We start from the raw sequence: 26,827 nt of genomic DNA on the forward strand, positions 1-26,827 counted from the left end.
CTCGGCATCGCCACGGTCGACACCTGGGCGCTCGGCACCGGCTCGGTCGCCGAGGTCGCCCTCGCCGCGCCCGAGGGGCCCGCCGCCTGGTTCGACCCCTCCGAGCTCGACGAGGCCGACGAGCGGGCGTTCGCGGCCTGGCTCGCCGACGCCGGGCGGCCCAAGGTCCTCCACAACGCCAAGGGCGCCATGCGTGTCCTCGCCGAGCACGGCTGGAGCGTCGAGGGCGTGCGCATGGACACCGCGCTCGCCGCCTACCTGGTCAAGCCGGGCCGCCGCTCCTTCGACCTGGACGCACTGTCCCTGGAGTACCTGCACCGCGAGCTGACCCCGGCCGCCGCGGCCGACGGCCAGCTCGCCTTCGGCGCGGACGACGGCGCCGAGGCCGAGGCCCTGATGATCCAGGCCCGGGCCGTCCTCGACCTGGGCCAGGCCTTCGAGGGCCGCCTGGAGGAGGTCGGCGCCGCCGACCTGCTGCGTGACATGGAGCTGCCCACGTCCGCGCTGCTCGCCCGCATGGAGCGGCACGGCATCGCCGCGGACCGGCCCCATTTGGAGGCCATGGAGCAGATGTTCGCCGGCGCTGTCCAGCAGGCGGTCAAGGAGGCCCACGCGGCGGCCGGGCACGAGTTCAACCTGGGCTCGCCCAAGCAACTCCAGGAGGTCCTCTTCGGCGAGCTGGCCCTGCCCAAGACCAAGCGGACCAAGACCGGCTACACCACGGACGCCGACGCCCTCGCCTGGCTCGCCGGCCAGACGGACAACGAGCTTCCGGTGATCATGCTCCGCCACCGCGAGCAGGCCAAGCTCCGCGTGACCGTCGAGGGCCTGATCAAGACGATCGCCGCGGACGGCCGCATCCACACCACCTTCAACCAGACGGTCGCCGCCACCGGCCGCCTGTCCTCGACCGACCCGAACCTGCAGAACATCCCGGTCCGCACCGACGAGGGCCGCGCCATCCGCCGCGGTTTCGTCGTCGGCGAGGGCTTCGAGTCGCTGATGACGGCCGACTACAGCCAGATCGAGCTGCGCGTGATGGCGCACCTCTCCGAGGACGAGGGCCTGATCGAGGCCTTCACCTCGGGCGAGGACCTGCACACCACGGCCGCCTCCCAGGTCTTCGCGGTGGAGCCGACCGGGGTCGACGCCGAGATGCGCCGCAAGATCAAGGCCATGTCGTACGGCCTCGCCTACGGACTGTCCGCCTTCGGCCTGTCCCAGCAGCTGAACATCGAGGCGGCGGAGGCCCGCGCCCTGATGGACGCGTACTTCGAGCGGTTCGGCGGCGTACGGGACTATCTGCGCCGGGCGGTCGACGAGGCCCGGGCCACGGGCTACACGGCAACTCTCTTCGGACGCCGCCGCTACCTCCCCGACCTCAACAGCGACAACCGCCAGCGCCGCGAGGCCGCCGAGCGGATGGCCCTCAACGCGCCCATCCAGGGCACCGCGGCCGACATCGTCAAGATCGCCATGCTCAAGGTCGACGACGCCCTGAAGGAGGCGGGCCTCGCCTCCCGCATGCTCCTCCAGGTCCACGACGAAATCGTGCTGGAGATCGCCCCTGGGGAGCGGTCCGCCGCCGAGGAACTGGTCCGCCGCGAGATGGCGAACGCCGTCCACCTCCGCGTCCCCCTGGGCGTCTCGGTGGGCGCGGGCCCGGACTGGGAGTCGGCGGCGCACTAGCCCGCCGGGGTGGATCGGGTGCGCTGGCCCGGGCGGGCGGGGGGTTTACCGTGGCCCGGGGGCCGCGTCGGCCTGGGTGCCGAGGTCCCGCGGGCAGAGGAGCCGGGGTTGCGTCCGGGTAGAGGCCCTGGGGTGCCGTCCCGGCTGGGGCACCCGGGGTTTCGGTCGGGGCGAGGTCCGACGGCCGTGGTCGACAGGGCGGGGATATAGGGGCAGCCCTTGTCGTCTCGGCCGGCCGCCCGGGTTCCGTCTCAGCCGGGCACTACGGCTCGCCTCAGCCGTCGGCGGCCGGGCGCCCGCGTTGGCTGGAGGCCGGCGGCACCGGGCTCCCACATCGGCCGGAGGCGCCGGGGTACCGCCTTCGCCGGGGGCGCTCGGCACCCGCCGCCGCAGAGGCGCCGGAGTCCTGCCGAGCCGGGCCCTGGGGTTCAGGCCTCAGCCGGGGCACCGGCTTGCCCCGGTCACCCGCCCCGCCCCGACCCGACCCCCACTGAAACCATCACTCGCGTGGCCCCCGAGAATGCGCCTCCGCCCACGGTGCTCGCAAAGATGCGGGGCATGGGTATACGCACGCTCCTCAGCCGCACGGCACCAGGCATGGCCTTGCCGCCGGTCCCGGCGTTCGAGGCCGCCGCGAGTACGGTTCGCGTCCCCGTCACCTTCACCTCGGCCCTGCGCCACGCGACCGCGGACCTCCGGCAGCGCCTGACCACCCGCGGACGACGGCCCACCGGCTCCGCCGACATCGGCGTCCTGACCGCCGCGACGTCTCTTCAGGGGGTGGACGACCTGGTGACCACCGCTTCTGCCCTCGTCGGCACCGAAGCGCTGGCTGCTCTCACCGGTCTCGCCGACACGGATGCTCTCGCTGCCCTCACCGGCCTTACCGGCACCGACGCTCTGGCTGCCCTCGCCGGCGTCATCGGCGTCGACAACCCGCTGACCGTTGCCGATCTGACCGCCGTCACCGGCGACGTCCCCGCCGGGGCCCGGCCCCCCTGCGTCCCCGAACCCCCGGCCAGACCCTCCCGCCCCAGGGCCCGACTGGCCCGCGACTACCTGGCCCTCGTCCTCACCCTGCTCCCACGCCCGCACCCCGCGCACACCACCATCACCGTGTACATCACGGCGCCCGACAGCGTCCTCAGCGAGCGGCCGGGCGGCTCGGCTCCGTCTCGGCGGCAGGGGCAGGACCGGCGGGGACCGGAACCGGACGCAGCGCCCTGACCCCCACGGCGTAGAGCAGCAGCGCCGGGACGAGTCCCGCGCCCGCGCCGAAGCACACCGTCGGAACGATCTCCCACGGCTTCGCGGCCGAGCCCCAGTAAGCCCACCACCGCGATGCCCGCTGCACCGCACCCACCAGCGCGAAGCCGCCGATGACGGCAGCGGCCGCCCCCCGGTCCCGGACCGCCAGCACGGGAACACCCGCCGGCTCGCACACGGGCGCCCGCCGCAGTGCGTGCGCCACGAACACGGCGATCACGACCGCGGCCACCGCCGAACCGCCGTACTGCAGGTACCAGTACAGGGGTGAGCCCGCCACCTCCCGGCCCAGTACCGGGAACAGCCGCATGCCCCACCGGTCGAGATGCGTGAACGCGTCCCACACCGCATGAGTCAGCGCACCGAGCACGGCGGACGCATACCACCGCGCCACCAGCGACGCCCGCATCCGCGCGCGGGGCACCCCGCACCGCAGCAGGGCAGCCACCCGCCCCTGCCGGGCCCGCGGCAGCAACGCGACGAGCGGCTCACGCATCAGCAACCACAGCCCCACCAGCGCCCAGGCGATGAGCACATCGACCGTGAAGACGCCCGGCACCGAGTGCGTGACGTCCCCGAACTCCATGGCCCCGGACAGCGCACTCGCCGCGTAGTAGGTCATGTCGGGCGCGAAGGACCCCGCCACGAGCACCGCGGGCACCAGCGGCCCCCGGCCGGTGCCGTCGGCGCGGACGGCGGGCAGTACGGCTGCCGCATGGCTCAGCGTGAACGGCAACTCGGCTCCTCGCGACGCTCGTTGCGCCAGGCAGGGGCGCCCGGCGGCCAGTGGCCCAGTATGCGGGATGCCATCAGGCCGACGACGTCACGAGCGCACATGACCAACTGGTGAAAGACGGGCACGAACGGGTGCCCGAGCAAAAGAAGTTGCCGTAGGGTCGCCAGAGCCGCCGCGCGGGGAGCGCGTCGAACACGTGACCGCGGTAAAGAGCAGAGCGCGCAAGAGAACACAGTTGTGACCCTCGGAGGGCAACCCCTCGGGCGGCCGGATCGTCACAACAGGGCGAACACTGCAGACGTAGACCGGACGCCCGGGCGTCCACGGGAGGGGTTCACTCTATGGCGGCGCAATTCGGCAGGAGGCTGCGCAAGGGGGCGGCGACCACAGCCGTGGCCGCGGTGGCGGTCGCGGCCCTGTCCGCCTCCCAGGCTCCGGGCGTGAACGACCACGGCAGACAGGCCGCTGCCGACGCCACCCCCTCACCCGAGGCGAGTGCCTCCGACCGCAGCGCCACCGGCAACTCGCCGTACTACACGGACCTGCCCCCGCTCAAGAGCCCGAACCCGTCACCGTCCACGGGCCCCGCCCCCGGTGGCACGGGCACGACGGAGGCCGGCATCCCCGCGACCGTCCTCGACGCCTACAAGAAGGCCGAGACCACGCTGCGCGAGGCAAAGCCCGGCTGCAACCTTCCCTGGCAACTCCTCGCGGCCATCGGCCGGGTGGAGTCGGGACAGGCGCGCGGCGGCCGCGTCGACGCCGACGGCACCACCATCAAGAAGATCCTGGGCCCGCAGCTCGACGGCAACGGCTTCGCCCTCATCAAGGACACCGACGACGGCGCGTACGACGGCAACAGCTCGTACGACCAGGCCGTCGGCCCCATGCAGTTCATCCCCTCCACCTGGGCCTGGGCCGGCCGCGACGGCAACGACGACGGCAAGAAGGACCCCAACAACGTCTACGACGCCGCGCTCGCCGCCGGCCACTACCTGTGCCGCAACAACCGGGACCTGTCCCAGCAGGGCGACCTCGACCGGGCGATCCTCAGCTACAACAACTCGCGGGACTACCTGAACCTCGTCATGAGGTGGCTGGAGTACTACCGCAAGGGCACGCACGAGGTCCCGGACGGCACCGGCACGCTCCCCGACAACCGCAGCGACGACGGCGCGGGCGCGAGCCCGACGCCCACCACCCCGGGCACGACGACTCCGGCCGGCTCGACGCCCAGGCCCGGCCCCAAGCCCGACAAGCCCGGCAAACCCGCCGGTGGCGGCACGACGACCCCGAAGCCGCCCACCACTCCGCCCACCACACCGCCCGGCTCCCCGTCCACGCCGCCCACCACGCCCCCCACCACCACCGACACGGTGGACCACCTGGAGGACGCCGGAACCGCGAAGCTCACCGCCATGGCCGGCGACGCGTTCGGCCGGCGGATCAGCACCCGCGCCGAGACGGAGGCCGGAAAGGCCGTCGCCAAGGTCAGGGTCCGCTTCACGATCGTCGGCGACACGGACACCACCTTCACCGGTGGCGAGGACGTGGCCACGGTCGCCACCAACAGCTCCGGCGTGGCCGTGGCGCCCGCCCTGCAGGCGGGGGAGAAGACCGGGACCGTCACCGTCCGCGCCACCGTGGTGGGCCGTGCCGTCCCGGGCCTGGACTACAAGGCCACGGTCACCGAGCGCGCCGCCGACGCCCTCGCCCGCACCGGTGACGCCGCGCTGACCTGTGCGCCGGGCGGCACGTTCGCGAACCAGATCGAGGTGAAGGCCACGTACAAGGGCGCCGTCGCCGACGGTGTCGTGGCCACCGCCACGCTGATCAAGGCGGCGGACGACCCGGCCGTCACCGACAAGGGCCCCTACTTCAAGGACGCCGACGGCGAGACCGTCCGCACCCTCACAGGCCTCACGACGGACGCGAAGGGCCTGCTGAAGCTGCCCGAACTGTACGCTGACGACACGACCGGCACGTTCCTGCTCCGCGTCACCACGGCGGGCGGCGCGACGCTCACCGTCGAACTGACCGTCGCGGCGGCCGAGACGTCCTCGCCGAGCCCGTCGGCCAGCCCGAGCGCGTAGCGCACAGGTACGACGGACGACGCCCCTCTCATAAGAGGGGCGTCGTTGTGTGTGCAACGTGTTCTCATCTCCGCCGCGCGTTGCTACGGTGCCGAGCAACCTGACGGTGCATCAGTTCTGGCCGTCACGACCCGTGGGGAGGCTCCGTATGCGCGCCCTCATCGCCGCCGCCACCGGTCTCGCCGTCGCGTTCGCCGTGGTCTGGACGCTGACCGCCCTCGGCTCCCCCTCGGGCGGGACATCTCCGAAGCCGCTGCTGACGACCGTGCCCGCACACCCCTGACCGCCCCGCCCGGGAGGGAGGCCGAGATGCGCCGCAAGGCCGGCCTGGTCCTGCTCGCCCTCGCCGTGTTCTTCGCGGCCCTGTCCCCGCTACTGCGCTGGTACGCCTTCCCCCGCCTCGCCAAGGTCCCCGCGAACCAGTACCAGGACATGGTCCTGGAGGCGAAGGACGCCACCCTCCTCGACTACGGCACGATGACGGCGAAGAAGGTCCCGAAGGTCACCATCGTCCAGACCCTCAAGGGCGACGTGGAGGCCTCCGAGCGGATCGAGGAGTCGGCCGGCCGGGACGTCGTCGTCTGGGACGGCCTGTCCTACGTCGTCGGTCCCGACGGCAAGATGGTCTCCAGGATCCCTGAGCGCTACATCTTCGACGCCCACACCCAGGAACCCGTCCACGCCACCGGCGAGATGGTCGACGGCGATCCGGTGCGCCGCCAGGGCATCGAGTTCAAGTGGCCCTTCCTGACCGAGAAGCGGGACTACGACTACTTCGACGCCCAGGCCCGCATCACCGCGCCCATCACCTACAAGGGCACCCAGGACTTCCGCGGCCTGGAGGTCTACTACTTCGAGCAGACCATCCCCTGGACCGAGGTGAAGATCCCCAAGACCCTGCCCGTGAAGGGTCTCACCGCCGAGGCGGTCGCCCGGACCGGCACGACCCGCTGGTACACCACGGTCCGCAAGTTCTGGGTCGAACCCCTCACCGGCGCCCCCGTGTACGGAGAGGAGATCCACAAGGAGGAACTGCGGGGCGGCAGCCTCCTCGGCGACCGCGACAAAGTGACCGCGTTCGCAGGCCACGTGAAGATGCGCGAGGACTACATCACGCACACCGTCGACCTGGTGACGTCCCAGCGCCTGCTCATCGTGCTGATGACGTCGTACCTGCCGTGGGGATTGCTGACCCTCGGCGTCCTCCTGCTCGCCCTCGCGCTGTACCTGGAGGCCCGTGGCCGCCGCCCCTCCGGACCGGCCCCCTCGACGGCCGAGGAAGTACCGTCGGTCAGCGCCTGAGCCGCGCGTTGGTGTGCCGGGTCGGCTCGGCACCCGCCGGGTCCTCGGGCCACGGATGCTTCGGATACCGCCCCCGCAGCTCCGCCCGCACGCCCTTGTAGCCGTCCCGCCAGAACGAGGCGAGGTCGGCGGTGACGGCGGCCGGCCGCCCTGCCGGGGACAGCAGATGCACGAGCAGCGGCACCCCGGCGACCCGGGGCGACTCCTGAAGCCCGAACATCTCCTGCAACTTCACCGACAGCACCGGCTGCTCGGGCCGGGAGTAGTCGATCCGGATCCTCGACCCGCTTGGGACGGTCATCCGCTCCGGGGCCAGCTCGTCGAGCCGCCCCGCCTCCCCGGAGGCCCACGGCAGCAGCCGGGTGAGCGCCTCCCCGGCATCGATCCGCGACAGATCGGCCCGCCGCCGCGCCCGGCCGAGCTCCGGCTCCAGCCACTCCTCCACGCGCGCGTGCAGCGCGTCATCGGACATGTCCGGCCAGGGCGCACCGAGATGCAGCCGCAGGAAGGCGAGCCGCTGCCGCAGGGCATCGGCCTCCGCCGACCACCGCAGCAGCCCGAACCCCTCCCGCCGCAGCCCGTCGAGCAGCGCGTCGCGCACGAGCCCGGGGTCGGCGTCCTTCAGCGCCCGCACCGCCAACTCGACGGCGCCCAGCCGCTCCACCCGCCGTGCCACGACGTCCCCGTCGTCCCAGCCGACCTCGTCCCGCTCCTCCAGCAGCGCCCCCGCCGCGACCCGGGCCGTCTCCTCGTCGATGACCGCCCCGAGCTGCACCCGCGCGTGCCCCCTGCCGACCGGCCGGTCGGCCAGGGCGACGGCGATCCAGGGGGAACCGTGCAGCGCGCTGCCGGCGCCGACCTCGGCACGGGTTCCCGACACCATGAGATACGACCCGCCGTCGGCCCTGGCGACCCGCTCGGGAAAGGCGAGAGCGGCGACGAGCCCGGCCTGCTGCTCCTCGGAGAGGCTCGCCGGCTTCTCGGCTTCCGCCGCTGCCTTGTGGGAAACACCGGAAACGACGCCCCGCAGTCGCCGAACCTCACTCCGCCACCGCGACGCATAAGCGTCACCCCCACGCCCGGCACGACGCAACGCACCCGCCAGATCGTCGCCGTACTCCCGCGGTGCCTCTTCACTGAGCAGCGCGATGACCTCGGCGGCCCGCTCCGCCCCGAGCGGGCCCGACCCGTCCAGCAACGCCCGCCCCAGCCGGGGATGCAGTCCCAGCCGGGACAGAGCGACGCCCCGCTCGGTGGCCCGTCCCACGGAGTCCACCGCCCCCACCGCCGTCAGCACCTCACGCGCGGCCGCCATGGCCCCGCCCGGCGGCCCGTCCAGCAGCGCCAGCCCGGACGCGTCCGGATCCCCCCAGCACGCCACCTGCAACGCGAACGCCGTCAGGTCGGCCACCTTGATCTCCGGCGACGGATACCGCGGCAGCCGCAAGTCCTCGGCCTCCGCCCAGCAGCGGTACACCGACCCCGGCGCCTCACGCCCGGCCCGCCCCGCCCGCTGCCGCCCGGCCGCCTGGGAGGCCCGCACGGTCGTCAGCGCGCTCAGCCCGCGCGCGTGGTCCACCCGCGGCTCACGCGCCAGCCCCGAGTCCACGACGACCCGCACCCCGGGCACGGTCAGAGACGACTCCGCGACGGACGTGGCCAGTACGACCCGCCGCCGCTCCCCGGGCGCCAGCACCGCGTCCTGCACCGCCGCCGGCGCCCGCCCGTGCACCTGGAGCACCTCGACGTCCCCGAGTCCGCCGAGCCGCCCGGCGACCCGGGCGATCTCGCCCACGCCCGGCAGGAAACACAGCACGTCCCCGTCCCGCTCCGCCAGCGCCCGCCGCACCACGGACGCCACATGGGTCAGGAGCGCCGGGTCGACCCGCATCCCGTGCGGCGGGCGAACAGGCCGCACCGGTGGCGCCCACACGGCCTCCACCGGATATGCCGTCCCCTGCGCCTCGACCACCGGCGCCCCGCCCAGCAGCCGTGCCCACCCCTGCGCGTCGGTCGTCGCCGAGGCGGCCACCAGCCGCAGCTCCGGCCGCAGGGTCTGCCGCACGTCCCACAGGAACGCCGCCGCCGTGTCCGCGTCCAGGTGCCGCTCGTGGCACTCGTCGAGCACCACCACGTCGACACCGGCCAGCTCCTGGTCCCGTTGCAGCCGCTGCACGAGCACGCCGGTCGTGACGACCTCCACGCGCGTGTGCCGCCCGACGACCCGTTCCCCGCGCACGGTGTGGCCGACGCTCTCGCCGGGCTTCTCGCCCAGCAGCCACGCCATCCGCCGCGCCGCGGCCCGGGCCGCGATCCGCCGCGGCTCGGCCACGATCACCCGCCGCCCGGGCCCCTCCCCGAACAGTCCCGCCAGCGCGAGCGGTACCAGGGTCGTCTTGCCGGTGCCCGGCGGCGCCACGAGGACGGCGGTGCCGTGCCCCTCCAGGGCGTCGTCGAGGGCGGGCAGGGCCCCGCGCACGGGCAGGGATTCCAGGGCGTCGTAACGGATCACGCCATCAGTGTCGTACGCCCGGGAAGAGGTCCCACGCGCGCGTGCGTCAGTCCCTTCCCCGGCCTGCGGCCGGGGGCGCCCCCATCTCGCTTCGCTCGCACACGAAGATCGCCGTACCCGGGATCAGGTTCCCGCGCAGCGGAGACCAGCCACCCCACTCGGAGGTGTTCCACACCGGCCACTCCGGCTCCACCAGGTCGACGAGGCGGAAGCCCGACGCGACGACGTCGCGGACGCGGTCGCCCAGCGTGCGGTGGTGCTCGACGTAGACCGCCTCGCCCGCCTCGTCCTGCTCGACATAGGGAGTGCGGTCGAAGTAGGAGGCCGACACCGACAGCCCCTCCGGCCCCGGCTCGTCCGGGAAGGCCCAGCGGATCGGATGCGTCACCGAGAAGACGAGTCGGCCCCCGGGCCGCAGCACCCGGCGCACCTCGCGCAGGACCAGGCGCGGATCGGCGACGAAGGGCAGCGCCCCGTACGCCGAGCAGGCCAGGTCGAAGGAGCCGTCCGCGAAGGGGAGCGCCCCGGCGTCGGCGCACACCAGAGGGAAGGAACCGCCGATGCGGCGCGCGTGCTGCAACTGCCGGTGCGAGATGTCCAGGGCGACCGGGCGCGCACCCTGGGCGGTCAGCCAGCGCGAGCACTGGGCGGCGCCGGCCCCGATCTCCAGGACGTCCCGGTCCTTCAGCCCCTCCGGCGGGCCGAGCAGCTCGGCCTCCACCTCGTCCAGACCCTCGGGGCCCCACACGAAGCGGTCGTCACCGAGGAACGTGCCGTGCTCGACCTGGTACTCGTCCGCGTTGCGGTCCCACCAGCCACGATTGGCCCGGGAGCTTTCCGTGACATCGGCATCGCGCCGGGTGGCCTCGGGTTCGGACGCTTCGGACTCTTGGATGATCGGCTCCCTCGTCGTACTCTTCCGTCCAGCCGGCCCCGGCGGTGGCACAAAAGGGGGCGTCGCACGGCCTGTGTGGCCTCGAACGACAGGACTTGTGCCGGGTATACGGCGATCTGCCCCGCGTGGGCGGCTTCGCGCATTGACCCTGCCCGGCTGCCCCCGTATGCTACAAGTTGCGCTGCGAGCCTGCGCACCTCAGACGTAGCAGGTTGCGCTCGCATCTGTATGTATGTCCCCTCGGTTGTCGAGGCGTCACCGTTTCTGCGTGGCGCTTCCTTGGCTGTCCGGCCTTCTGCAGAGCGAAACGGGCTCCCGGCGTAGCAGTACCTACGACTTCAATGTCCGTACCGGAGCCCTTTCCCACATGACGAGCAGCACCGAGACCACCGCCACCACCCCGCAGGTAGCGGTCAACGACATCGGTAACGAGGAAGCCTTCCTCGCCGCGATCGACGAGACGATCAAGTACTTCAACGACGGCGACATCGTCGACGGCGTCATCGTGAAGGTCGACCGGGACGAGGTCCTGCTCGACATCGGTTACAAGACCGAAGGTGTGATCCCGAGCCGCGAGCTCTCGATCAAGCACGACGTCGACCCGAACGAGGTCGTCGCCGTCGGTGACGAGATCGAGGCCCTTGTTCTCCAGAAGGAGGACAAGGAAGGCCGCCTGATCCTCTCGAAGAAGCGCGCCCAGTACGAGCGTGCCTGGGGCACCATCGAGAAGATCAAGGAAGAGGACGGGATCGTCACCGGTACCGTCATCGAGGTCGTCAAGGGTGGCCTCATCCTCGACATCGGCCTCCGTGGCTTCCTCCCGGCCTCCCTGGTCGAGATGCGCCGCGTCCGCGACCTCCAGCCCTACGTGGGCAAGGAGCTCGAGGCCAAGATCATCGAGCTGGACAAGAACCGCAACAACGTGGTCCTGTCCCGCCGTGCCTGGCTCGAGCAGACCCAGTCCGAGGTCCGCCAGACGTTCCTCACGACCCTCCAGAAGGGTCAGGTCCGTTCCGGCGTCGTCTCCTCGATCGTCAACTTCGGCGCCTTCGTGGACCTGGGTGGCGTCGACGGTCTGGTCCACGTCTCCGAGCTCTCCTGGAAGCACATCGACCACCCCTCCGAGGTTGTCGAGGTCGGCCAGGAAGTCACCGTCGAGGTCCTCGACGTCGACATGGACCGCGAGCGTGTCTCCCTGTCGCTGAAGGCGACCCAGGAAGACCCGTGGCAGCAGTTCGCCCGCACCCACCAGATCGGCCAGGTCGTGCCCGGCAAGGTCACGAAGCTGGTTCCGTTCGGTGCGTTCGTCCGCGTGGACGAGGGCATCGAGGGTCTGGTCCACATCTCCGAGCTGGCCGAGCGCCACGTGGAGATCCCGGAGCAGGTCGTCCAGGTCAACGACGAGATCTTCGTCAAGGTCATCGACATCGACCTCGAGCGCCGTCGCATCAGCCTCTCGCTGAAGCAGGCCAACGAGTCCTTCGGTGCCGACCCGGCCTCGGTCGAGTTCGACCCGACCCTGTACGGCATGGCCGCGTCCTACGACGACCAGGGCAACTACATCTACCCCGAGGGCTTCGACCCCGAGACCAACGACTGGCTCGAGGGCTACGAGACCCAGCGCGAGGCGTGGGAGACCCAGTACGCCGAGGCGCAGCAGCGCTTCGAGCAGCACCAGGCGCAGGTCATCAAGTCCCGCGAGGCGGACGAGAAGGCCGCTGCCGAGGGTGGCGAGGCTGCCGCTCCGGCCGCGTCCGGTGGTGGCGGTTCGTACTCCTCCGAGGGCCCGGACAACTCCGGCGCGCTGGCCTCGGACGAGGCGCTTGCCGCGCTGCGCGAGAAGCTGGCCGGTGGTCAGAGCTGACGTCGGCTTCTAGCTGAGGGCAGTTGAAGGCTTGAGGGACCGTACCTTTCGGGGTGCGGTCCCTCAGTCGTCCCTCGTTCGGCTGTGTGTGGTCGGTGGCTGATCGCGCAGTTCCCCGCGCCCCTGACGGGGCGTTGCCCCCGCCGCCAAGATCATGAATCTCCTCCCGCGGGAATGCCCACGCCCGCAACGGCGTTGTGGAGTGTGAACACGAGGAGGAGCGGTCACTGTGCTTGATCCGCAGGGTTTGTACGCCTGGGAGCCGAAGGGGCTGGCCGTCGTCGACATGGCGCTCGCCCAGGAGTCGGCCGGACTTGTCATGCTCTACCACTTCGACGGATACATCGACGCCGGCGAGACGGGCGACCAGATCGTCGACCGGGTGCTCGGCTCCCTGCCCCACCAGGTCGTCGCCCGCTTCGACCACGACCGGCTCGTGGACTACCGCGCCCGCCGCCCGCTGCTGACGTTCAAGCGCGACCGCTGGGCCGACTACGAGGACCCCGCCCTCGAGGTGCGGCTCGTGCAGGACGCCACCGGCGCGCCCTTCCTGCTGCTGTCCGGCCCCGAACCGGACGTGGAGTGGGAGCGCTTCGCCGCCGCCGTGAAGGAGATCGTGGAGCGGCTCGGCGTCCGACTCTCCGTGAACTTCCACGGCATCCCCATGGGCGTCCCGCACACCCGGCCCGTGGGCCTCACCCCGCACGGCAACCGCACCGACCTCGTCCCGGGCCACCCGAGCCCGTTCGAGGAGGCGCAGGTGCCCGGCAGCGCCGAGTCCCTCGTCGAGTACCGCCTGCTCCAGGCGGGGCACGACGTGCTGGGCGTCGCCGCCCACGTCCCGCACTACATCGCCCGCTCGCCGTACCCGGACGCGGCTCTGACGGTCCTGGAGGCCATCACGGCGGCCACCGGACTGGTCCTGCCCGGCATCGCCCACGCCCTGCGTTCGGACGCCCATCGCACCCAGACGGAGATCGACCGGCAGATCCGCGAGGGCGACGAGGACCTCAGCGCGCTCATCGAGGGCCTGGAGCATCAGTACGACGCCGTCGCGGGCGCCGAGAGCCGGGGCAACATGCTCGCCGAGCCGGTGGACATCCCGTCGGCGGACGAGATCGGCCAGGAGTTCGAGAAGTTCCTGGCGGAACGCGAAGGCGACAACTGATCCCGTCACACGGCCCGGGCGAGGGCCCTGTCAGTGGCAGGGCCTAAGCTGCGGGACATGCTGAAGGTGGGCCTGACCGGCGGCATCGGTGCCGGCAAGAGTGAGGTGTCACGGCTGCTCGTCGCGTGCGGAGCCGTGCTGATCGACGCGGACCGCATCGCGCGGGAGGTCGTCGCACGGGGGACGCCGGGGCTGGCCTCGGTGGTCGAGGCCTTCGGGGAGGAGATCCTCGCCGCCGACGGGAGCCTGGACCGGCCCCGTCTCGGCGCCATCGTCTTCTCCGACGCGGAGAAGCTCTCCACCCTCAACTCGATCGTGCACCCCCTGGTGGGGGCCCGCTCCCGCGAGCTGGAGGAGGCCGCCGCGGCGGACGCGGTCGTGCTCCACGACATCCCGCTCCTCACGGAGAACGGCCTCGCGCCGCTGTACGACCTGGTGATCGTCGTCGACGCAGCCCCCGAGACACAGCTCGACCGGCTCGTACGGCTGCGCGGCATGACCGAGGAGGACGCCCGGGCACGGATGGCCGCCCAGGCGACGCGCGAGCAGCGCCGGGAGATCGCGGACATCGTGATCGACAACGACGTCCCGCTGGAGGAGCTGGAGCAGCGCGTGAAGGATGTGTGGGCCGAGCTGGTGCGCAGGTCGCAGGCGTGCCGGCCGTCTCCCGCGGAATAGCGGCACCCTGTGGGTGCGTTGAACCCACGCAGTGAGGGAAGGACTCTGCCGTGCCCGAGACCAGCGGTTCGACCGGACCAACCCCGGAGACCCATGTCATCGACTTCCGCGCCGCCGAGCAGCTGCTCGCGGCCCGGGATCCGCGGGGCGCGGTGAAGCTGCTCGACGGCGTCATCGCCACGCACCCGGAGAACACCGCGGCCCGGCTGCTGCGGGCGCGGGCCTTCTTCGCGGCGGCGCAGTTGAGGCCGGCGGAGCTCGAGTTCCAGATCGTCCTGGAGCGGGAGCCGGACAACGCGTTCGCGCATTTCGCGCTCGGCCGGACGTATGAGCGTCAGGGCCGTCCCGACCAGGCGAAGCGCCACTTCCGCCTGGCGGCCGCGCTGGATCCGAATCCGGAGTTCCTGAAGGCCGCGCGCTTCGACGCGTGACCAGCCGCTCCCGCCTGCGTCAGGGGCGTTCGTCCGGCGGCTGGTAGGGCGGGATGTCGCGGCCCGGCTGGTAGCGCGGGCCCTGGCGGATGTGCCGGAGGACGAGGGACAGGTCGATCGTGACGATCAGCAGCAGCACACCGCAGGCGACGGCCCAGCCGTCCCGCCCCGCGATCGCGAACGCCACCGTCCCGAAGAGCGCCCAGACCAGCCCCCACAGGCTCAGCCAGAAGCGCGCCCGCAGGGCACTGCGCGCGGTCCGCGGTTCACTGCCGGTACGCATCATCGATCACCACTCCTGCTTGCAACGTACTCTTCGTGGCGAGGGTTCATCAAGGTCGACAGGGGGAGCCGCGCATGCTGCCGGACGCCGACACACTGCCCGAGATCCTTCTCGACCTGGCGGTGCCGCACGAGGACATCAACGACCTGGTCGCCCTGCGGCGGACACTCACCGCCGATGTCCGGGCCACGGGACTCCTGGAGGAGTGCGTCGAGGACCTGGTACGGGACATCGGAGAGGTCGGCATCGAGGTGCCGCTCGCCGAGCGCGTCGCCGAAGCTCCGGCCGCGCTGGGCCCGTACTTCGCCGTATTCGTGTTCGTCGCGGCGTTGCCCAGCACCCGCGCGTATCACCACGAACGGGGTGTCCCGGCCGACGTCAGCCGCCGGACCCTCGCCGACCTGGGACGGAACATGGCGTTCCATCGACGGCGGCGTGGCAGGGGAGGTGTGGAGGTCCCGCAATGGCTCACGCGCCACTTCCGGGGCGAGCTGTACCAGCTGGGACGGCTCCAGTTCGAGCGGGCCCGCCTCGGGCAGCGGTCAGGGCGGGCGGTGGCGGCGGCCGGGCTGGACGCGGCACCGGGGGAGCCCTGCCTCAACCTGCACATTCCGGACTTCCACGGGGCGCTGTCACCGGCGGCCTGCGACCGTTCCCTGGAACTCGCGCGGGAATTCTTCGCCCGCCATTTCCCGTGGGAGCGATATCGGGTCGCGGTGTGCCACTCCTGGCTGCTCGACCCGCAGCTGAAGTGCCACCTCGACCCCGACTCCAACATCGTCCGGTTCCAGGGGCGCTTCGAGCCCGGCCGTGACCCGGGCGAGGAGCCGGAACCGGCGGACAACGAGCCTGTCCGCTTCGTCTTCGGAGACCCTGACCTGCCGGTGGCCGGCCTGCCGAGGCGCACGTCCGTGGAGCGGGCGGTGGGGGACCATCTGCGGGCGGGCGGCCACTGGTACGTGGGACACGGCTGGTTTCGGCTGTAGCCGACCGGGCCCCGTCGTGGCCTCGCCTCACCGCCCTCACCGTCTCGTTCACTCGGACGGGTGAAGGCGGCCGTGGCGGGAACGGCTGTGCGGATGCGGTCCGTTGGACGGGCATGGAGATGAAAATGCGTGAGGCGTACGAGGGGACGGGGCTCGGGGCCATCACTCCGGACGGCTGCGCGGTGGAGTTCTACTCACGGCTGCCCGTCCGGGACGAACCAGACATCATCGCCGCCGCGGTTTGCGGGGGCGCACGCATCCTGGAGCTCGGCAGCGGGGTCGGACGCATGACGCACGCACTGCTGGAGCGCGGGTTCACGGTCACGGCGGTGGACGAGTCCGCGCCGATGCTGGAGCGCGTGCACGGCGCGCGGACGATATGCGGCCCGATCGAAGACCTGGACCTGGGCGAGACGTTCGACGTGGTGCTGCTCGCGTCGTTCCTCGTGCACGCGGGGGACGTCGAGGTGCTGCGGGGTCTGCTGCGCACCTGCATGCGCCATGTCGCGGAGGGCGGCTGCGTGCTGATCCAGCGGGAGGGCGAGGACTACCACGACAACGTGCCGCGAGAGCGCAAGGACCCCAGCGGCTTCACGATGCGGATCGCGTCTTCGGAGCCGCTCGGCGACGGAGTCAACTCGGTCCATGCGGAGTACGAGTTCCCGGACGCGGTCTGGACCCATACGTTCCGGGCGCGACCACTGACCAAGGAGCAGTTCGAGGAGGCCCTGGACGAGGCGGGCCTGAGGGTGGACCGCTACCTGACGGAGGACCGGATATGGGTGCGGGCGGTGGCGGCGGTCTAGGTGACTCAACTGAGCGGGAGCCCGCCTACGGGAGCGGAGCCGCGGCGTCTGGGCGGCTACGACACGGTCGCGACCTCCCTGGCACTGCTCGGGGACACCGAACTACGTGAACTGGTCGACAGGGCTGTGCCGTTGGGTGCGGGCATCGGCGGAGCGTCGGCCCGGCTCGACGTGTCCGGCACGCCGGTCTTCGTGAAGCGCGTGCCCCTCACGGACCTGGAGCAGCGGCCGGAACACCGCCGGTCCACGGCCAACCTGTTCGGGCTGCCCATGATCTGCCAGTACGGCATCGGCGGGCCCTCGTTCGGGGTGTGGCGGGAGGTCGCCGCCCACATCATGACGACGAACTGGGTGCTCTCCGGGCAGTTCGAGGGCGTTCCGCTGATGTACCACTGGCGGGTGCTGCCGGACGAAGCACCCCATCAGGCGGAGGAACTCGCCGACGTGGAGAAGGTCGTGGCCTACTGGGGAGGAAGCGCGGGCGTGAGACGGCGGGTCGAGGCCCTGCAGCAGTGCTCGGCCAGCGTCGCCCTCTTCCTGGAGTACGTCCCCCAGACCCTGCACACATGGCTCACGGCGCGGGCGCGAGCCGGTGACGAGGCGCTGGACCGGGCGTGCTCCCTGGTGGAGAAGGAACTGGCCGCCGGCACGTCCTTCATGAACAGCCGCGGGCTGCTCCACTTCGACGCCCACTTCGAGAACGTCCTGACCGACGGCCGGCGCCTGTACTTCGCCGACTTCGGCCTCGCCCTGTCCACCCGGTTCGACCTCACGCGCGCCGAGGCCGACTTCCACCAACGGCACCGCGCCTACGACCGCTGTTACACGGCCAGTTGGCTCGTGAACTGGCTGATCACCGCCCTGTACGGCGGAGAGTGGGAGACACGTGGAGAACTGATACGAGCATGGGCCCAGGGTCGGCGACCCGCCGGAGCGCCACCCGGGACAGCGGAGATCCTCGGCCGCAACGCCCCGGTCGCGGCCGTGATGACCGACTTCTACCGCACCCTTCAGAGAGATAGCCGGGCGACTCCCTACCCCGGGGAGCGGCTCCAACGGCTCCGCCCGTGAAGGGCGGTGGGTGAGGGGGGCCGGGGTGACATTCCGGTCGACGTCTCCCCGGCGGCGATGAGTTCCGGGGCGCGGGCCGGTCTACCTCTCCGACACCATCACGGACCGCTTCCCCCAGGAGACCTCCATGTCCGAGACCACCGCCACCGTCACAGCCGACTCCACCACGGCCGGCGTCGTCATCGCCGAGTCCGCGACCGCTCGCGGGCGGCGTGCGCGGATCGCACTGCGCACGCTGCAGGTACTGCTCGCCCTCTTCTACGCCGTCCCGAGCGCCCTGCCCAAGCTGATCGGGCACCCGTCGGCTGCCGAGTCGTTCGAGCGGCTCGGCTGGGGCAGCGCCGGGATGTACACCATCGGCGCGCTCGAACTGGCCGGGGCGATCGCCCTGTTGATCCCGGTGCTCCAGTCGGTGGCGGCGATGGCGCTGAGCGCGTTGATGGTGGGAGCGTTCGTCGTGCAGATAGCCGTCTTCGACGGGCAGTACGCGGCGACGCCGCTGATCCTGATCGTGCCGCTCGTCCTCATCGCGTGGGCGCGGCGGGGGCACAACGCGGATCTGCTCCGGCTGCTGCGGCGACGGGCGTGACCGGTGCGACCGGGGCGCCTCCGAGACTCCGGCTGCGTCCGGAGCGGGGTCGAGGGCCGGTTCCCGGACGCCGGTCCGCGGCGTGATGTGGGCTCCGCGCCTTCCTCACGGCCTCGGTTTGCCCGGGGCGCTGCCGAAGCCCTTGCCGGGAACAGGGCCGGGGCCGGACACGCTGCCCGGCCCGGTCACTCCGCGCAGGCGTTCCATCTCGCGGCGGTCGCGCTTCGTCGGGCGGCCCGCGCCGCGGTCGCGGATGCCGGCGGGGGCGACGGCCTCGCGGGGCGGGGGCGGCGGGGAGTTGTCGATGTAGCACTGGGTGGCCACGGGAGGCCCGACCCGCTTGCGGATGAGCCGCGTGACGACGACGACCCGCTCCCGGCCCTCGTGCCGCAGACGGACCTCGTCACCGACGCGGACGCCGTGTGCGGGCTTCACGCGCTCGCCGTTGACGCGCACGTGGCCGCCCCGGCAGGCGGTGGCGCCCATGGAGCGGGTCTTGACGAGGCGTACGGACCAGATCCAGCTGTCGACCCGCACGGTCGTGGAGCCCTGCGGACCTGCGGCCTCGGCGGCGGCGATCGCGGCGGCGACCTTCGGATCCGGGGCCTTCGCATCGCCGTTCCCGGAGCCGCCCGCGGCCTCGGGGGGCTCGGGTGCCGCGTCTTCGGTCCCGTCCGTCCCCTCGTACTGCGCACCTTGAGAAGCCATGTCACCGACCTTAGTCCTCCGCGTCATCCCGCCGGGCGGGATATACCGGCTCAGCGGACAAGTCTGCAAAACTAGTTTTGCAAAATCTCTTTTACTAAATGCTCTGGGCGCCCTACCCTGCCGGCATGGACAGCGACGAGCACAAGCGCGTACTCGATCCCGAGCACGACACCGCCGCCCTGAAGGCCCTCACCCACCCGCTGCGTATCCAGCTGCTCGGGCTGCTGCGTCAGGACGGGCCCGCCACGGCGAGTGAACTGGCCGGGCGGACGGGGGAGTCGTCGGCGTCGGCCAGCTACCACCTGCGAGTGCTGGCGAAGTACGCGTTCATCGCCGAGGCCGAGCACCGCGACGGGCGGGAGCGGCGCTGGCGGGCGCTGCACACCCTCACGTCCTGGAGCAACGAGACGATGGAGTCCACCGCGACGGGCCGGGCCTTCGTCAGCCTGGCGCGACGACGGCAGATCGAGCACCTGGAGAGGTCCCTGGCCCGCCACGAGGCGGACATGGCCGCCGGGCGGCTCGGCGAGGAGTGGGTGGAGCCGTCGGGCATCAGCGATCTCATGCCCCGGCTGACGGCCGAGTCGCTCACCGAGCTCTTCGACACCGTCGCCGCGAAGCTGGAGGAGCTGACCGCCCGGGACGCGGACGATCCACGCGCCGAACACGTCGTGTTTCTCGCCGCCGGACTGCCGCTCGCCCCGCACGAACCTGCCGTCCCTGCCTCTGAAGGCTCCGCCCCCGAAGACTCCGCCCTCCAAGACCCCGCGTCCGAAGGCCCGGCCCCCGAGGGCCCCGTCGCAGAAGCCCCCGTCACGGAAGACCCCGACCCCCTCGACGGCCCGTCGCCCGAAGGCATCGATCCCGGAGACCTCAACCCGTGACGCCGCTCATGACCGAGCCGCCCGGGGAACGGACCGCGCGGCGCCGGTACGTCACCGTCTGCGCGCTCCTCTGGCTGCCGCCGGGACTGGGCCTGGCCACGATGGTCCTGCTGTTCAGCGAGCGCGGCATGTCCCTCGCCGCGATCGCCGGACTGTTCGCCGCGCACTCGCTGACCGTGGCCGCGCTGGAACTGCCCACAGGAGGACTCTCGGACGTTCTCGGGCGCCGGCCGGTCCTGGCCGCGGCAGGTGTGCTCCACCTGGTCGCCTTCACGTTGATCGGCGTCGGCACCACCGCCTGGCTGCTCACCGCGGGCATGGTCCTCATGGGCGCGGCCCGCGCCCTGGCCAGCGGTACGGCCGAGGCCTGGTACGTCGACACCGTCCAGGCGTGCTCCGGCCCGGACACCGAGCTGCGCACGGGCCTGGCCCGGGGCGGCACCGCGACCTCCGCCGCGCTCGCGGCCGGCATCCTGCTCGGCGGCGCCCTGCCGTGGCTGTTCGGCCTGGGACCCGACCTCGGTGCCCGGCTGAGCGAGGCGACCTCCGGGACCGTGCTGCCCCTGTCCGTCCCGCTGCTGCTGGGGGCAGCGCTGAGGATCGTCTTCGTCGCCTACGTGCTGGCCGTCCTGCGGGAGCCCCCGCGACCACCGGCGACTCTGCGGTCCGTGCTGCGTGGCGTCCCCGTCACCGTGCTCGACGGACTCCGGCTGGGCGGCAGGGACACGGTCGTGCGCCGGGTCCTCCTCGGCGCCGCGGCGGCCGGAGGCGCCCTGGCCGCGATCGAACTGCTCGTACCGGGCCGCACCGCCGCACTGACCGGCGCGACCGGCTCCGGAGCGATGGTCTACGCCGCCCTGTCCTGTGCGGGCTTCGTCTGCTCCGGCGTCGGCAGCCACCTCGCGCCGCTCACCGCCCGGGCGACCGGGAGCGGTGAACGGGCCGTGATGGCCAGCCTCGCGGCCGGTGCGGGCGGCCTGCTGCTGCTCGGAGTCACCGCGTACTCCGTCCACCCTGCGGCCACGGCCCTCGCGTTCGTCGGCTTCGGACTGGTCTACCTCGGCCTCGGCGCGGCGGCCCCGAACGAGAACAACCTGCTGCACCGCAGGGTCGCCGGCGCGGGCCGCGCCACCGCCCTGTCCGTCCAGTCCCTCGCCCAGCAACTGGTCGGCGCGCTCACGGGCCTGGCCGTCGGGGCGCTGCGCCCGGGCCCCCTGCCCTGGCTGCTGACGAGTGCCGTACTGCTGTCCGGGGCTCTGCTCTGGCGGCGCCGGAGCGATGGGCGGGCCGTGCGGGTCACCGGTGTCTGAGCCCATGGGAGGGGCGGGTCCGGACCGGCCGCCGTGGAGCTCGCACCCGTGACGACGGTGACCCCGCCTGCGCCTACGGTGGAGTGATGGATGTCAGCGGACTCACCCTCCTCGACCGGCGCATCGCCGACTGCCGGGCCTGCCCGCGGTTGGTCTCCTGGCGCGAGGAGACGGCCCGTGCCAAGCGAGCGGCCTTCGCGGACTGGACGTACTGGGCCCGGCCGGTCCCCGGTTTCGGGCCGACGGACGCCCGGCTGCTGATCGTGGGACTCGCCCCCGCCGCCCACGGGGGCAACCGCACCGGCCGGATGTTCACCGGCGACCGCTCCGGGGACGTCCTCTACGAGGCGCTGTACGACGTGGGCCTCGCCTCGCAGCCGACCGCCGAGCACGCGCACGACGGCCTGGAGCTGTACGGCGTGCGCGTCACCTCGCCCGTGCACTGCGCCCCGCCCGCCAACAAACCCACCCCCGAGGAGCGGGACACCTGCCGTCCCTGGCTCGTGCAGGAACTGCGGCTGCTGCGCCCGACCCTGCGGGCCGTGGTCGTGCTCGGCGCCTTCGGGTGGCAGGCCGCGCTGCCCGCGTTCGCGGAGGCCGGCTGGCCCGTGCCCCGGCCGCGCCCCGCCTTCTCGCACGGCGCCCGCTTTCGCCTCGACGGCCTGGAGCTCTACGGCTGCTACCACGTCAGCCAGCGCAACACCTTCACCGGCCGGCTCACGCCCACCATGCTGCGTGACGTCCTGCGGACGGCCGGGCGGGCGGCGGGCCTGGCCACCGGAAGCCGCTAGGGGGCCGCCCCCTCGCCGAACAGGTGGCGGACCGTGGAGCGGTAGTTGGTCCGCACGTGCGTCAGCGCGTGCGCACGGGCCCGGTCCGGGTCGCCCGAGGCGATCGCCTCGTACAGCTCGCGGTGCTCCACGAGGAGCTGGGGCCACTCCTCGTTGCGCCGGGTCATCCAGCGCAGCCGCCCGGCGACCGGTTCCAGGGCCTCGGTGAGCAGGCTGTTGCCGGCCATCGCCATGATGCGGTCGTGCAGCCGGCTGTTGACGTCGGTGATCACCTCGGCGTCCCCGGCCTCGGTGGCGGCGGCGGCGCGGTCGACGAGCTCCTGGACCTCGGCCAGGTCCTCCCGCGTCGCGCGGGACGCGGCGAGTCCGGCGGCGTAGACCTCCAGGGCTTCTCGCAGTTCGAACAGTTCCTTGACGTCGGTCGGGGTGAGGCGGCGTACTACCGTGCGGCGGGGTGTCTCGAAATGGACGAAACCCTCCGCCACCAGTGCCCGGATCGCCTCCCGGACCGGCACGCGCGAGACACCGAAACGCTCCGCCAGTTCGCGTTCGACCAGGCGGTCTCCCGGACGGAGGCTGCCCGCGATGATCTCCTGGCGCAGATCGGCCGTGACGCGTTCGCGTACCGCTCCGAGGGGTTCGATCTTCGTCATGCAGCCCATCTTCGTCGACGCGAGGTGTCTTTTACGCAGGGTTAACAAGAGCGACATCGGTCAGAACGGTTGACGACGAGACCATGACGCAGTTTGGTATACCAAACACCTCGCAGGGCGGCCGTCCGCAGTCCTGCAGAGCAGTCCTCCGTCGTCCCCTTGCTCTGGAGGCCCCCCGTGTCCCTCGCCGATCGCGCCGCAACCACCGGCACACCAGCGTTCGTCCCCGATCCCAGACTCACCAACGAAGACCTCGCGCCCGCGAAGAAGCGCAATTGGAAGGTCTTCGACCTCTTCGCCATGTGGATGTCCGACGTCCACAACCTCGGCAACTACACCTTCGCCGCCGGACTTCTCTTCCTCGGCATGAACGTCTGGCAGATCTTCACGTCCCTGCTCGTCGGGTTCGTGATCATCTACATCGGCATGAACTGGATGGGGAAGATCGGCCAGCGCCACGGTGTGCCCTTCCCGGTGGTCAGCCGGATCGCCTTCGGCATCTGGGGCGCCAACATCCCGGCGCTGATCAGGGCCGTGATCGCCATCATGTGGTACGGCATCCAGACCTACCTCGCCTCCGTCGCCGTCAACGTGATGCTGCTCGCGGCCTGGCCCGGACTGGAGTCGTGGACGCACAACTCGTTCCTGGGCCTGGACGCGCTCGGCTGGGTCTCCTTCGTCGCCCTGTGGCTGGTCCAGGCGGCCATCATCAGCCGAGGCATGGAATCGGTCCGCAAGTTCCAGGACTTCTGCGGCCCGGCGATCTGGCTCGTGATGATCGCGCTTGCCGTGTGGATCCTCTACAAGGCCGGCTGGACGATCTCGCTCACCTCCACCCCGCACCCGGTCTCGGTCGGCGAGCAGTGGCGCCAGTGGTTCGGCGCGATCGGTCTGGTCCTCGCCACGTACGGCACCCTGATGCTCAACTTCTGCGACTTCTCCCGCTTCGCCCCCGACTACAAGTCGGTCAGGCGCGGCAACTTCTGGGGCCTGCCCATCAACTCCACGGCCTTCGTGATCGTGTCGGTCATCGTCACCGCGGGCGCCTTCGAGGTCTTCGGCAAGGAGATCACCGACCCCGCCTACCTGGTCGCCGAGATCGGCAACACCTGGGTGCTGGTGGTGGGCGCGCTGACCTTCGCCATCGCCACCATGGGCGTCAACATCGTGGCCAACTTCGTCTCACCGGCGTACGACCTGGCCAACGTCTGGCCGCAGAAGATCACCTTCAAGGTCGGCGGGATGATCAGCACCGTCGCGGCGCTGCTCGTGACCCCCTGGAACCTCTTCTCCAACCCGACCGTCGTCAACTACTTCCTCGGCGGCCTCGGCGCCTTCCTCGGACCGCTGTTCGGCGTGATCATGGTCGACTACTACTGGGTCAAGCGCGGCCGCGTGAACGTGGACGAACTGTTCGACGCCTCTCCCGGCGCCCGCTACCACTACCGCAAGGGTTTCAACCCCAAGGCGCTGTGGGCGTTCCTGCCCGCGGCCGGTGTCGCGGCGGTGCTCGCGCTGGTGAAGACCTTCAGCGACGTCGCCCCGTACTCCTGGTTCATCGGCACGGCGCTCGCCGCCGGCCTGTACGCGGCCCTGTGCCGTCCCGAGCGTGCCACCGCGGAGGCCTGAGAGACGTGCGGATCGTCGTCACCAACTGCAACACCACGCAGGAGATGACCGAGGAGATCGTACGAGGTGCCCGGGCCGCCGCAGACCCGGGCACCACCGTCGACGGACTGACTCCGGCCTGGGGGCCGGCGTCCGCGGAGGGCTGGCTCGACAGCTACCTGTCCGCCGCGGCCGTCCTGGACACGCTGCGGACCTACGACGGAGCGCCGTACGACGCCGTGGTCATGGCCGGATTCGGGGAGCACGGGAGGGAGGGCGTACGGGAACTGGTCGATGCGCCGGTCGTCGACATCACCGAGGCCGCGGCGCATCTGGCCTGCCTGCTGGGCCGCCGCTACGGCGTGGTGACCACGCTGGAACGCTCGCGCGGCCAGATCGAGGACAGCCTTGAGACGGCGGGCGTGGCGCGGAACTGCGCCGCGATCGTCGGCACGGGCCTGAACGTGCTCGACCTCGGCGACGAGGAACGAACCGAGACGGCGTTCCTGGCCGCCGCCGAACGCGCCTGCGCCGCCGGGGCGGAGGTCCTCGTCCTGGGCTGCGCCGGCATGACCGGGCTGCAACGGGTCGTCGGGCAGAAGCTGGGCCTGCCGGTCGTCGACGGGGTCGCCGCGGCGGTCAAACTGGCCGAGTCGCTGGTGGCGCTGGGGCTGACCACGAGCCGGGTGGGGAGCTACGCCGAGCCGCTGCCGAAGCGGAGGGCGTGGGGAGGGCCCGGAAGCCGGTAGCTCATCCCCGGTCGCCCGGGCCGTCGAGGGTGACGTCGTCGTGATGGGCCCCGTAGAACCTCGTCTGCCGGGCCATCACCTCCCGCATCGACGTGCCGCGCGGGATGCCGTACACCGTCCCGGGGACGGTGGCGCTGCTCGACACCGGCAGCCTCACCGCCACCGTCGCGCTCGCCGCGACCGCCGCCGCCTCGTCCGCCCTCGCAAGTCCAGTGCCTCCTGGATCTGCGACAGTTCGTCGTGCTCCCCGGGCGCGAAGAGCCGGGCCCGGGGCGCGCCCGCCGCGATCCATCCGATGGGCAGGACGGTGCCGGGCGGCAGCACGGAGTTGACGTGCAGCACGCTGTGGATCCGCAGCTCCGAGCCGGTGCCCGCGACGGCCCCCGGGAAAACGCGGGCGCCGGTGGCCACGAAGACCTCGTCCTCCAGGGTCGCCCCGTTGACATGGGCGTGCGGGCCGACGAGTACCGCGTCCCCGATCACAGCGGGGTGCGCGGACCGCCCCCGCACCAGCGCGTTGTCCATGACGACGACGTCAGACCCGACCCCCACCTCCCCGTCCTCCGCCGTCAGCACGGCGCCGTGCAGCACCCGGCTGCGCTCACCGAGGACGACGGCCCCGCACAGGACGGCCGTCGGGGCGACGTACGCGGACTCGGGGACGACGGGACGCCGCCCGCGGTGCTCGATCAGCATGGACTCTCCTCAGACGGACGACTCCTCGGCGGACGAGTCCTCGGGTACGACGGCTGTCGCCGTAATCTCCACCAGTTGTCCCGTGTACCCGAGACACGCCACGCCGATCAGCGTCGACGAGTGCGGGCCCGCACTGAGACCGGACGACTCCACCACACTCCAGACGGCGGACAGCACGGCGGGCTCGCTGCTCACGACGTACACCTCGGTCGCCACGACATGGACCAGACTGCTTCCCACGGCCCTCAGTTGTTCCTCCAGGTTGGCGATCACCTGCTCGGCCTGCCGCACGGGATCCCCGGGACCGACCAGCTCACCACCGGCGTCCAGCGGCACGGATCCGGCGAGGAAGGCCAATGCGGTGCCGGCTTCGACGACGGAGGCGTGCGCGTAGGTGGGTGGCGGGAAAAGGCTCGGCACGGTGACGCGGCGGATCACGTGGGGTCTCCGATCTGCGGTGCGGCGACAGGGCAACCCACCGATCATGCGAGGCCCGGCGCGCGGGCGCACCCGTATTTCGTTTCACGGCGGTCGAGCCGTCCTCTACGCTGCCCGAGCCCTCACCGTCCGTCCGCCCGGGAGCCGCACCGTGCCCGCCTTCCTCGACACCGTCGCAGACCGCCTCGCCCTGCTCCCCGCCGTCGAGGCCGTCACCCTCGGAGGCTCCAGGGCCCAGGGCACCGAACGGCCCGACAGCGACTGGGACCTGGCGGTCTACTACCGCGGCGCCTTCGACCCGGCCGATCTCCGCGCCGTCGGCTGGGAGGGCGAGGTCTGCGAGATCGGCGCGTGGGGCGGCGGCGTCTTCAACGGAGGGGCCTGGCTGACGATCGAGGGCCGTAGCGTGGACGTCCACTACCGCGATCTGGACGTCGTCGAGCACGAGGTGGCGGAGGCGGAGGCGGGCCGCTTCCGTGTCGAGCCCCTCATGTTCCACCTGGCGGGCATCCCGACCTACCTGCTCGTCGCCGAACTCGCGATCAACAAGGGTCACGGTGTGCGTGGCGATGGCGGGCATGCTGTTCACCGGGCTCGCCGAGTTCGAGGCGATGGGCCTGG

At 71.9% G+C, this 26,827-nt stretch carries 28 protein-coding genes; 20 read left to right on the forward strand and 8 right to left on the reverse strand.

Translation table 11 applies throughout. The features are described 5' to 3' along the window. Together polA and ABZ281_RS03515 are read left to right on the forward strand one after the other, a co-directional pair. The coding region (gene polA, locus ABZ281_RS03510) for a DNA polymerase I (RefSeq protein ID WP_356651658.1) at positions 1 to 1,689 on the forward strand (1,689 nt) is incomplete at its 5' end. A 558-nt stretch (positions 1,690 to 2,247) separates the two neighbouring features. Continuing rightward, the gene (locus ABZ281_RS03515; RefSeq protein ID WP_356651660.1) at positions 2,248 to 2,916 is read left to right on the forward strand and encodes a hypothetical protein; all 669 of its coding nucleotides are present in this window, start codon (positions 2,248 to 2,250) and stop codon (positions 2,914 to 2,916) included. On the opposite strand, the gene ABZ281_RS03520 is transcribed toward ABZ281_RS03515, so the two are convergent. Beyond that, positions 2,834 to 3,691, reverse strand: coding sequence for a DUF4184 family protein (locus ABZ281_RS03520; RefSeq protein WP_356651662.1), 858 nt, complete (start codon positions 3,689 to 3,691; stop codon positions 2,834 to 2,836). The two genes, ABZ281_RS03515 and ABZ281_RS03520, sit on opposite strands and share 83 nt — an antisense overlap. Before the next feature lie 341 nt (positions 3,692 to 4,032). Between ABZ281_RS03520 and ABZ281_RS03525 the strand changes: the two genes are divergently transcribed. The 3 genes from ABZ281_RS03525 (at position 4,033) to ABZ281_RS03535 (ending at position 7,086) form a co-directional block, all read left to right on the forward strand. Next, positions 4,033 to 5,784: a lytic transglycosylase domain-containing protein gene (locus ABZ281_RS03525; RefSeq protein WP_356651664.1), complete on the forward strand. Its 1,752-nt coding sequence runs from the start codon at positions 4,033 to 4,035 to the stop codon at positions 5,782 to 5,784. Between the two features lie 148 nt (positions 5,785 to 5,932). Beyond that, complete coding sequence (locus tag ABZ281_RS03530; protein ID WP_107051748.1) at positions 5,933 to 6,067, forward strand: SPW_0924 family protein; 135 nt, start codon at positions 5,933 to 5,935, stop codon at positions 6,065 to 6,067. Positions 6,068 to 6,093: 26 nt separating this feature from the next. Next, positions 6,094 to 7,086 (forward strand): DUF3068 domain-containing protein, encoded by a 993-nt coding sequence (locus ABZ281_RS03535; protein WP_356651666.1) that lies wholly within the window; start codon positions 6,094 to 6,096, stop codon positions 7,084 to 7,086. Here the strand turns inward: ABZ281_RS03535 and hrpB are convergent. After that, the gene (gene hrpB / locus ABZ281_RS03540) at positions 7,076 to 9,598 is read right to left on the reverse strand and encodes an ATP-dependent helicase HrpB (protein WP_356651668.1); all 2,523 of its coding nucleotides are present in this window, start codon (positions 9,596 to 9,598) and stop codon (positions 7,076 to 7,078) included. The two genes, ABZ281_RS03535 and hrpB, sit on opposite strands and share 11 nt — an antisense overlap. A gap of 46 nt (positions 9,599 to 9,644) precedes the next feature. Continuing rightward, the gene (locus ABZ281_RS03545; protein WP_356651700.1) at positions 9,645 to 10,496 is read right to left on the reverse strand and encodes a class I SAM-dependent methyltransferase; all 852 of its coding nucleotides are present in this window, start codon (positions 10,494 to 10,496) and stop codon (positions 9,645 to 9,647) included. A gap of 364 nt (positions 10,497 to 10,860) precedes the next feature. Between ABZ281_RS03545 and rpsA the strand changes: the two genes are divergently transcribed. The 4 genes from rpsA to ABZ281_RS03565 all read left to right on the forward strand — a co-directional run bounded on the left by rpsA (position 10,861) and on the right by ABZ281_RS03565 (position 14,634). Next, a complete protein-coding gene (rpsA, locus tag ABZ281_RS03550; RefSeq protein WP_161368364.1) occupies positions 10,861 to 12,357 on the forward strand; it encodes a 30S ribosomal protein S1 in 1,497 nt (498 codons plus the stop codon). A gap of 229 nt (positions 12,358 to 12,586) precedes the next feature. Next, complete coding sequence (locus tag ABZ281_RS03555) at positions 12,587 to 13,525, forward strand: PAC2 family protein (protein ID WP_356651670.1); 939 nt, start codon at positions 12,587 to 12,589, stop codon at positions 13,523 to 13,525. Between the two features lie 57 nt (positions 13,526 to 13,582). Beyond that, the gene (gene coaE, locus ABZ281_RS03560) at positions 13,583 to 14,203 is read left to right on the forward strand and encodes a dephospho-CoA kinase (protein WP_356651672.1); all 621 of its coding nucleotides are present in this window, start codon (positions 13,583 to 13,585) and stop codon (positions 14,201 to 14,203) included. 50 nt (positions 14,204 to 14,253) lie between these two features. Then, complete coding sequence (locus ABZ281_RS03565; protein ID WP_298556885.1) at positions 14,254 to 14,634, forward strand: tetratricopeptide repeat protein; 381 nt, start codon at positions 14,254 to 14,256, stop codon at positions 14,632 to 14,634. A gap of 19 nt (positions 14,635 to 14,653) precedes the next feature. Here the strand turns inward: ABZ281_RS03565 and ABZ281_RS03570 are convergent, their stop codons facing one another. Next, a complete protein-coding gene (locus ABZ281_RS03570) occupies positions 14,654 to 14,917 on the reverse strand; it encodes a DUF6343 family protein (RefSeq protein ID WP_356651702.1) in 264 nt (87 codons plus the stop codon). A 74-nt stretch (positions 14,918 to 14,991) separates the two neighbouring features. Between ABZ281_RS03570 and ABZ281_RS03575 the strand changes: the two genes are divergently transcribed. The 4 genes from ABZ281_RS03575 to ABZ281_RS03590 all read left to right on the forward strand — a co-directional run bounded on the left by ABZ281_RS03575 (position 14,992) and on the right by ABZ281_RS03590 (position 18,369). Next, positions 14,992 to 15,903, forward strand: a complete 912-nt coding sequence (locus ABZ281_RS03575; RefSeq protein ID WP_356651674.1) for an acyltransferase domain-containing protein — start codon at positions 14,992 to 14,994, stop codon at positions 15,901 to 15,903. A gap of 125 nt (positions 15,904 to 16,028) precedes the next feature. After that, positions 16,029 to 16,709: a class I SAM-dependent methyltransferase gene (locus tag ABZ281_RS03580; protein WP_356651676.1), complete on the forward strand. Its 681-nt coding sequence runs from the start codon at positions 16,029 to 16,031 to the stop codon at positions 16,707 to 16,709. A gap of 9 nt (positions 16,710 to 16,718) precedes the next feature. Further along, complete coding sequence (locus ABZ281_RS03585) at positions 16,719 to 17,780, forward strand: protein kinase family protein (RefSeq protein WP_356651704.1); 1,062 nt, start codon at positions 16,719 to 16,721, stop codon at positions 17,778 to 17,780. 127 nt (positions 17,781 to 17,907) lie between these two features. Then, entirely contained in the window at positions 17,908 to 18,369 is a 462-nt protein-coding gene (locus ABZ281_RS03590; RefSeq protein ID WP_356651678.1) for a DoxX family protein, read from the forward strand. Positions 18,370 to 18,474: 105 nt separating this feature from the next. Here the strand turns inward: ABZ281_RS03590 and ABZ281_RS03595 are convergent, their stop codons facing one another. Next, entirely contained in the window at positions 18,475 to 19,077 is a 603-nt protein-coding gene (locus tag ABZ281_RS03595; RefSeq protein WP_356651680.1) for an RNA-binding S4 domain-containing protein, read from the reverse strand. 125 nt (positions 19,078 to 19,202) lie between these two features. Between ABZ281_RS03595 and ABZ281_RS03600 the strand changes: the two genes are divergently transcribed. The 3 genes from ABZ281_RS03600 (at position 19,203) to ABZ281_RS03610 (ending at position 22,062) form a co-directional block, all read left to right on the forward strand. After that, positions 19,203 to 19,961 (forward strand): winged helix-turn-helix domain-containing protein, encoded by a 759-nt coding sequence (locus tag ABZ281_RS03600; protein WP_356651682.1) that lies wholly within the window; start codon positions 19,203 to 19,205, stop codon positions 19,959 to 19,961. 8 nt (positions 19,962 to 19,969) lie between these two features. After that, positions 19,970 to 21,271 (forward strand): MFS transporter, encoded by a 1,302-nt coding sequence (locus tag ABZ281_RS03605; RefSeq protein WP_356651684.1) that lies wholly within the window; start codon positions 19,970 to 19,972, stop codon positions 21,269 to 21,271. Positions 21,272 to 21,357: 86 nt separating this feature from the next. After that, positions 21,358 to 22,062, forward strand: coding sequence for a uracil-DNA glycosylase (locus ABZ281_RS03610; RefSeq protein ID WP_356651686.1), 705 nt, complete (start codon positions 21,358 to 21,360; stop codon positions 22,060 to 22,062). Here the strand turns inward: ABZ281_RS03610 and ABZ281_RS03615 are convergent. Then, positions 22,059 to 22,715 carry a GntR family transcriptional regulator gene (locus tag ABZ281_RS03615; RefSeq protein WP_356651688.1) on the reverse strand — a complete coding sequence of 219 codons (657 nt, stop codon included), beginning with the start codon at positions 22,713 to 22,715 and terminating at the stop codon, positions 22,059 to 22,061. The genes ABZ281_RS03610 and ABZ281_RS03615 overlap by 4 nt on opposite strands. 177 nt (positions 22,716 to 22,892) lie before the next feature. Here ABZ281_RS03615 and ABZ281_RS03620 point away from each other — a divergent pair, with 177 nt between their 5' ends. Then, a complete protein-coding gene (locus tag ABZ281_RS03620) occupies positions 22,893 to 24,344 on the forward strand; it encodes an NCS1 family nucleobase:cation symporter-1 (protein ID WP_356651690.1) in 1,452 nt (483 codons plus the stop codon). Between the two features lie 5 nt (positions 24,345 to 24,349). Further along, entirely contained in the window at positions 24,350 to 25,072 is a 723-nt protein-coding gene (locus tag ABZ281_RS03625) for an aspartate/glutamate racemase family protein (RefSeq protein WP_356651692.1), read from the forward strand. Position 25,073: 1 nt separating this feature from the next. On the opposite strand, the gene ABZ281_RS03630 is transcribed toward ABZ281_RS03625, so the two are convergent. Further along, on the reverse strand, positions 25,074 to 25,217 hold the full coding sequence (locus ABZ281_RS03630) for a hypothetical protein (RefSeq protein WP_356651706.1): 144 nt from the start codon (positions 25,215 to 25,217) through the stop codon (positions 25,074 to 25,076). Here ABZ281_RS03630 and ABZ281_RS03635 point away from each other — a divergent pair. Beyond that, positions 25,177 to 25,404: a hypothetical protein gene (locus ABZ281_RS03635; protein WP_356651694.1), complete on the forward strand. Its 228-nt coding sequence runs from the start codon at positions 25,177 to 25,179 to the stop codon at positions 25,402 to 25,404. The genes ABZ281_RS03630 and ABZ281_RS03635 overlap by 41 nt on opposite strands. Positions 25,405 to 25,777: 373 nt before the next feature. Here ABZ281_RS03635 and ABZ281_RS03640 read toward each other — a convergent pair whose 3' ends face one another. Next, on the reverse strand, positions 25,778 to 26,206 hold the full coding sequence (locus ABZ281_RS03640) for a RidA family protein (RefSeq protein ID WP_356651696.1): 429 nt from the start codon (positions 26,204 to 26,206) through the stop codon (positions 25,778 to 25,780). Between the two features lie 151 nt (positions 26,207 to 26,357). Between ABZ281_RS03640 and ABZ281_RS03645 the strand changes: the two genes are divergently transcribed. Beyond that, positions 26,358 to 26,827 (forward strand): nucleotidyltransferase domain-containing protein (locus ABZ281_RS03645; RefSeq protein WP_356651698.1); only part of this gene is annotated, 470 nt, incomplete at its 3' end.

Source organism: Streptomyces sp. NPDC006265 (genome assembly GCF_040613555.1).
Lineage (GTDB): Bacteria > Actinomycetota > Actinomycetes > Streptomycetales > Streptomycetaceae > Streptomyces.

Coding starts and splice junctions, on each gene's coding strand:
- ABZ281_RS03515 (WP_356651660.1), top strand. CDS start 2,248: ATGGGTATACGCACGCTCCTCAGCCGCACGGCACCAGGCATGGCCTTG.
- ABZ281_RS03525 (WP_356651664.1), top strand. CDS start 4,033: ATGGCGGCGCAATTCGGCAGGAGGCTGCGCAAGGGGGCGGCGACCACA.
- ABZ281_RS03530 (WP_107051748.1), top strand. CDS start 5,933: ATGCGCGCCCTCATCGCCGCCGCCACCGGTCTCGCCGTCGCGTTCGCC.
- ABZ281_RS03535 (WP_356651666.1), top strand. CDS start 6,094: ATGCGCCGCAAGGCCGGCCTGGTCCTGCTCGCCCTCGCCGTGTTCTTC.
- rpsA (WP_161368364.1), top strand. CDS start 10,861: ATGACGAGCAGCACCGAGACCACCGCCACCACCCCGCAGGTAGCGGTC.
- coaE (WP_356651672.1), top strand. CDS start 13,583: ATGCTGAAGGTGGGCCTGACCGGCGGCATCGGTGCCGGCAAGAGTGAG.
- ABZ281_RS03570 (WP_356651702.1), bottom strand. CDS start 14,917: ATGCGTACCGGCAGTGAACCGCGGACCGCGCGCAGTGCCCTGCGGGCG.
- ABZ281_RS03575 (WP_356651674.1), top strand. CDS start 14,992: ATGCTGCCGGACGCCGACACACTGCCCGAGATCCTTCTCGACCTGGCG.
- ABZ281_RS03580 (WP_356651676.1), top strand. CDS start 16,029: ATGCGTGAGGCGTACGAGGGGACGGGGCTCGGGGCCATCACTCCGGAC.
- ABZ281_RS03590 (WP_356651678.1), top strand. CDS start 17,908: ATGTCCGAGACCACCGCCACCGTCACAGCCGACTCCACCACGGCCGGC.
- ABZ281_RS03595 (WP_356651680.1), bottom strand. CDS start 19,077: ATGGCTTCTCAAGGTGCGCAGTACGAGGGGACGGACGGGACCGAAGAC.
- ABZ281_RS03600 (WP_356651682.1), top strand. CDS start 19,203: ATGGACAGCGACGAGCACAAGCGCGTACTCGATCCCGAGCACGACACC.
- ABZ281_RS03605 (WP_356651684.1), top strand. CDS start 19,970: ATGACCGAGCCGCCCGGGGAACGGACCGCGCGGCGCCGGTACGTCACC.
- ABZ281_RS03610 (WP_356651686.1), top strand. CDS start 21,358: ATGGATGTCAGCGGACTCACCCTCCTCGACCGGCGCATCGCCGACTGC.
- ABZ281_RS03615 (WP_356651688.1), bottom strand. CDS start 22,715: ATGACGAAGATCGAACCCCTCGGAGCGGTACGCGAACGCGTCACGGCC.
- ABZ281_RS03635 (WP_356651694.1), top strand. CDS start 25,177: ATGCCGTACACCGTCCCGGGGACGGTGGCGCTGCTCGACACCGGCAGC.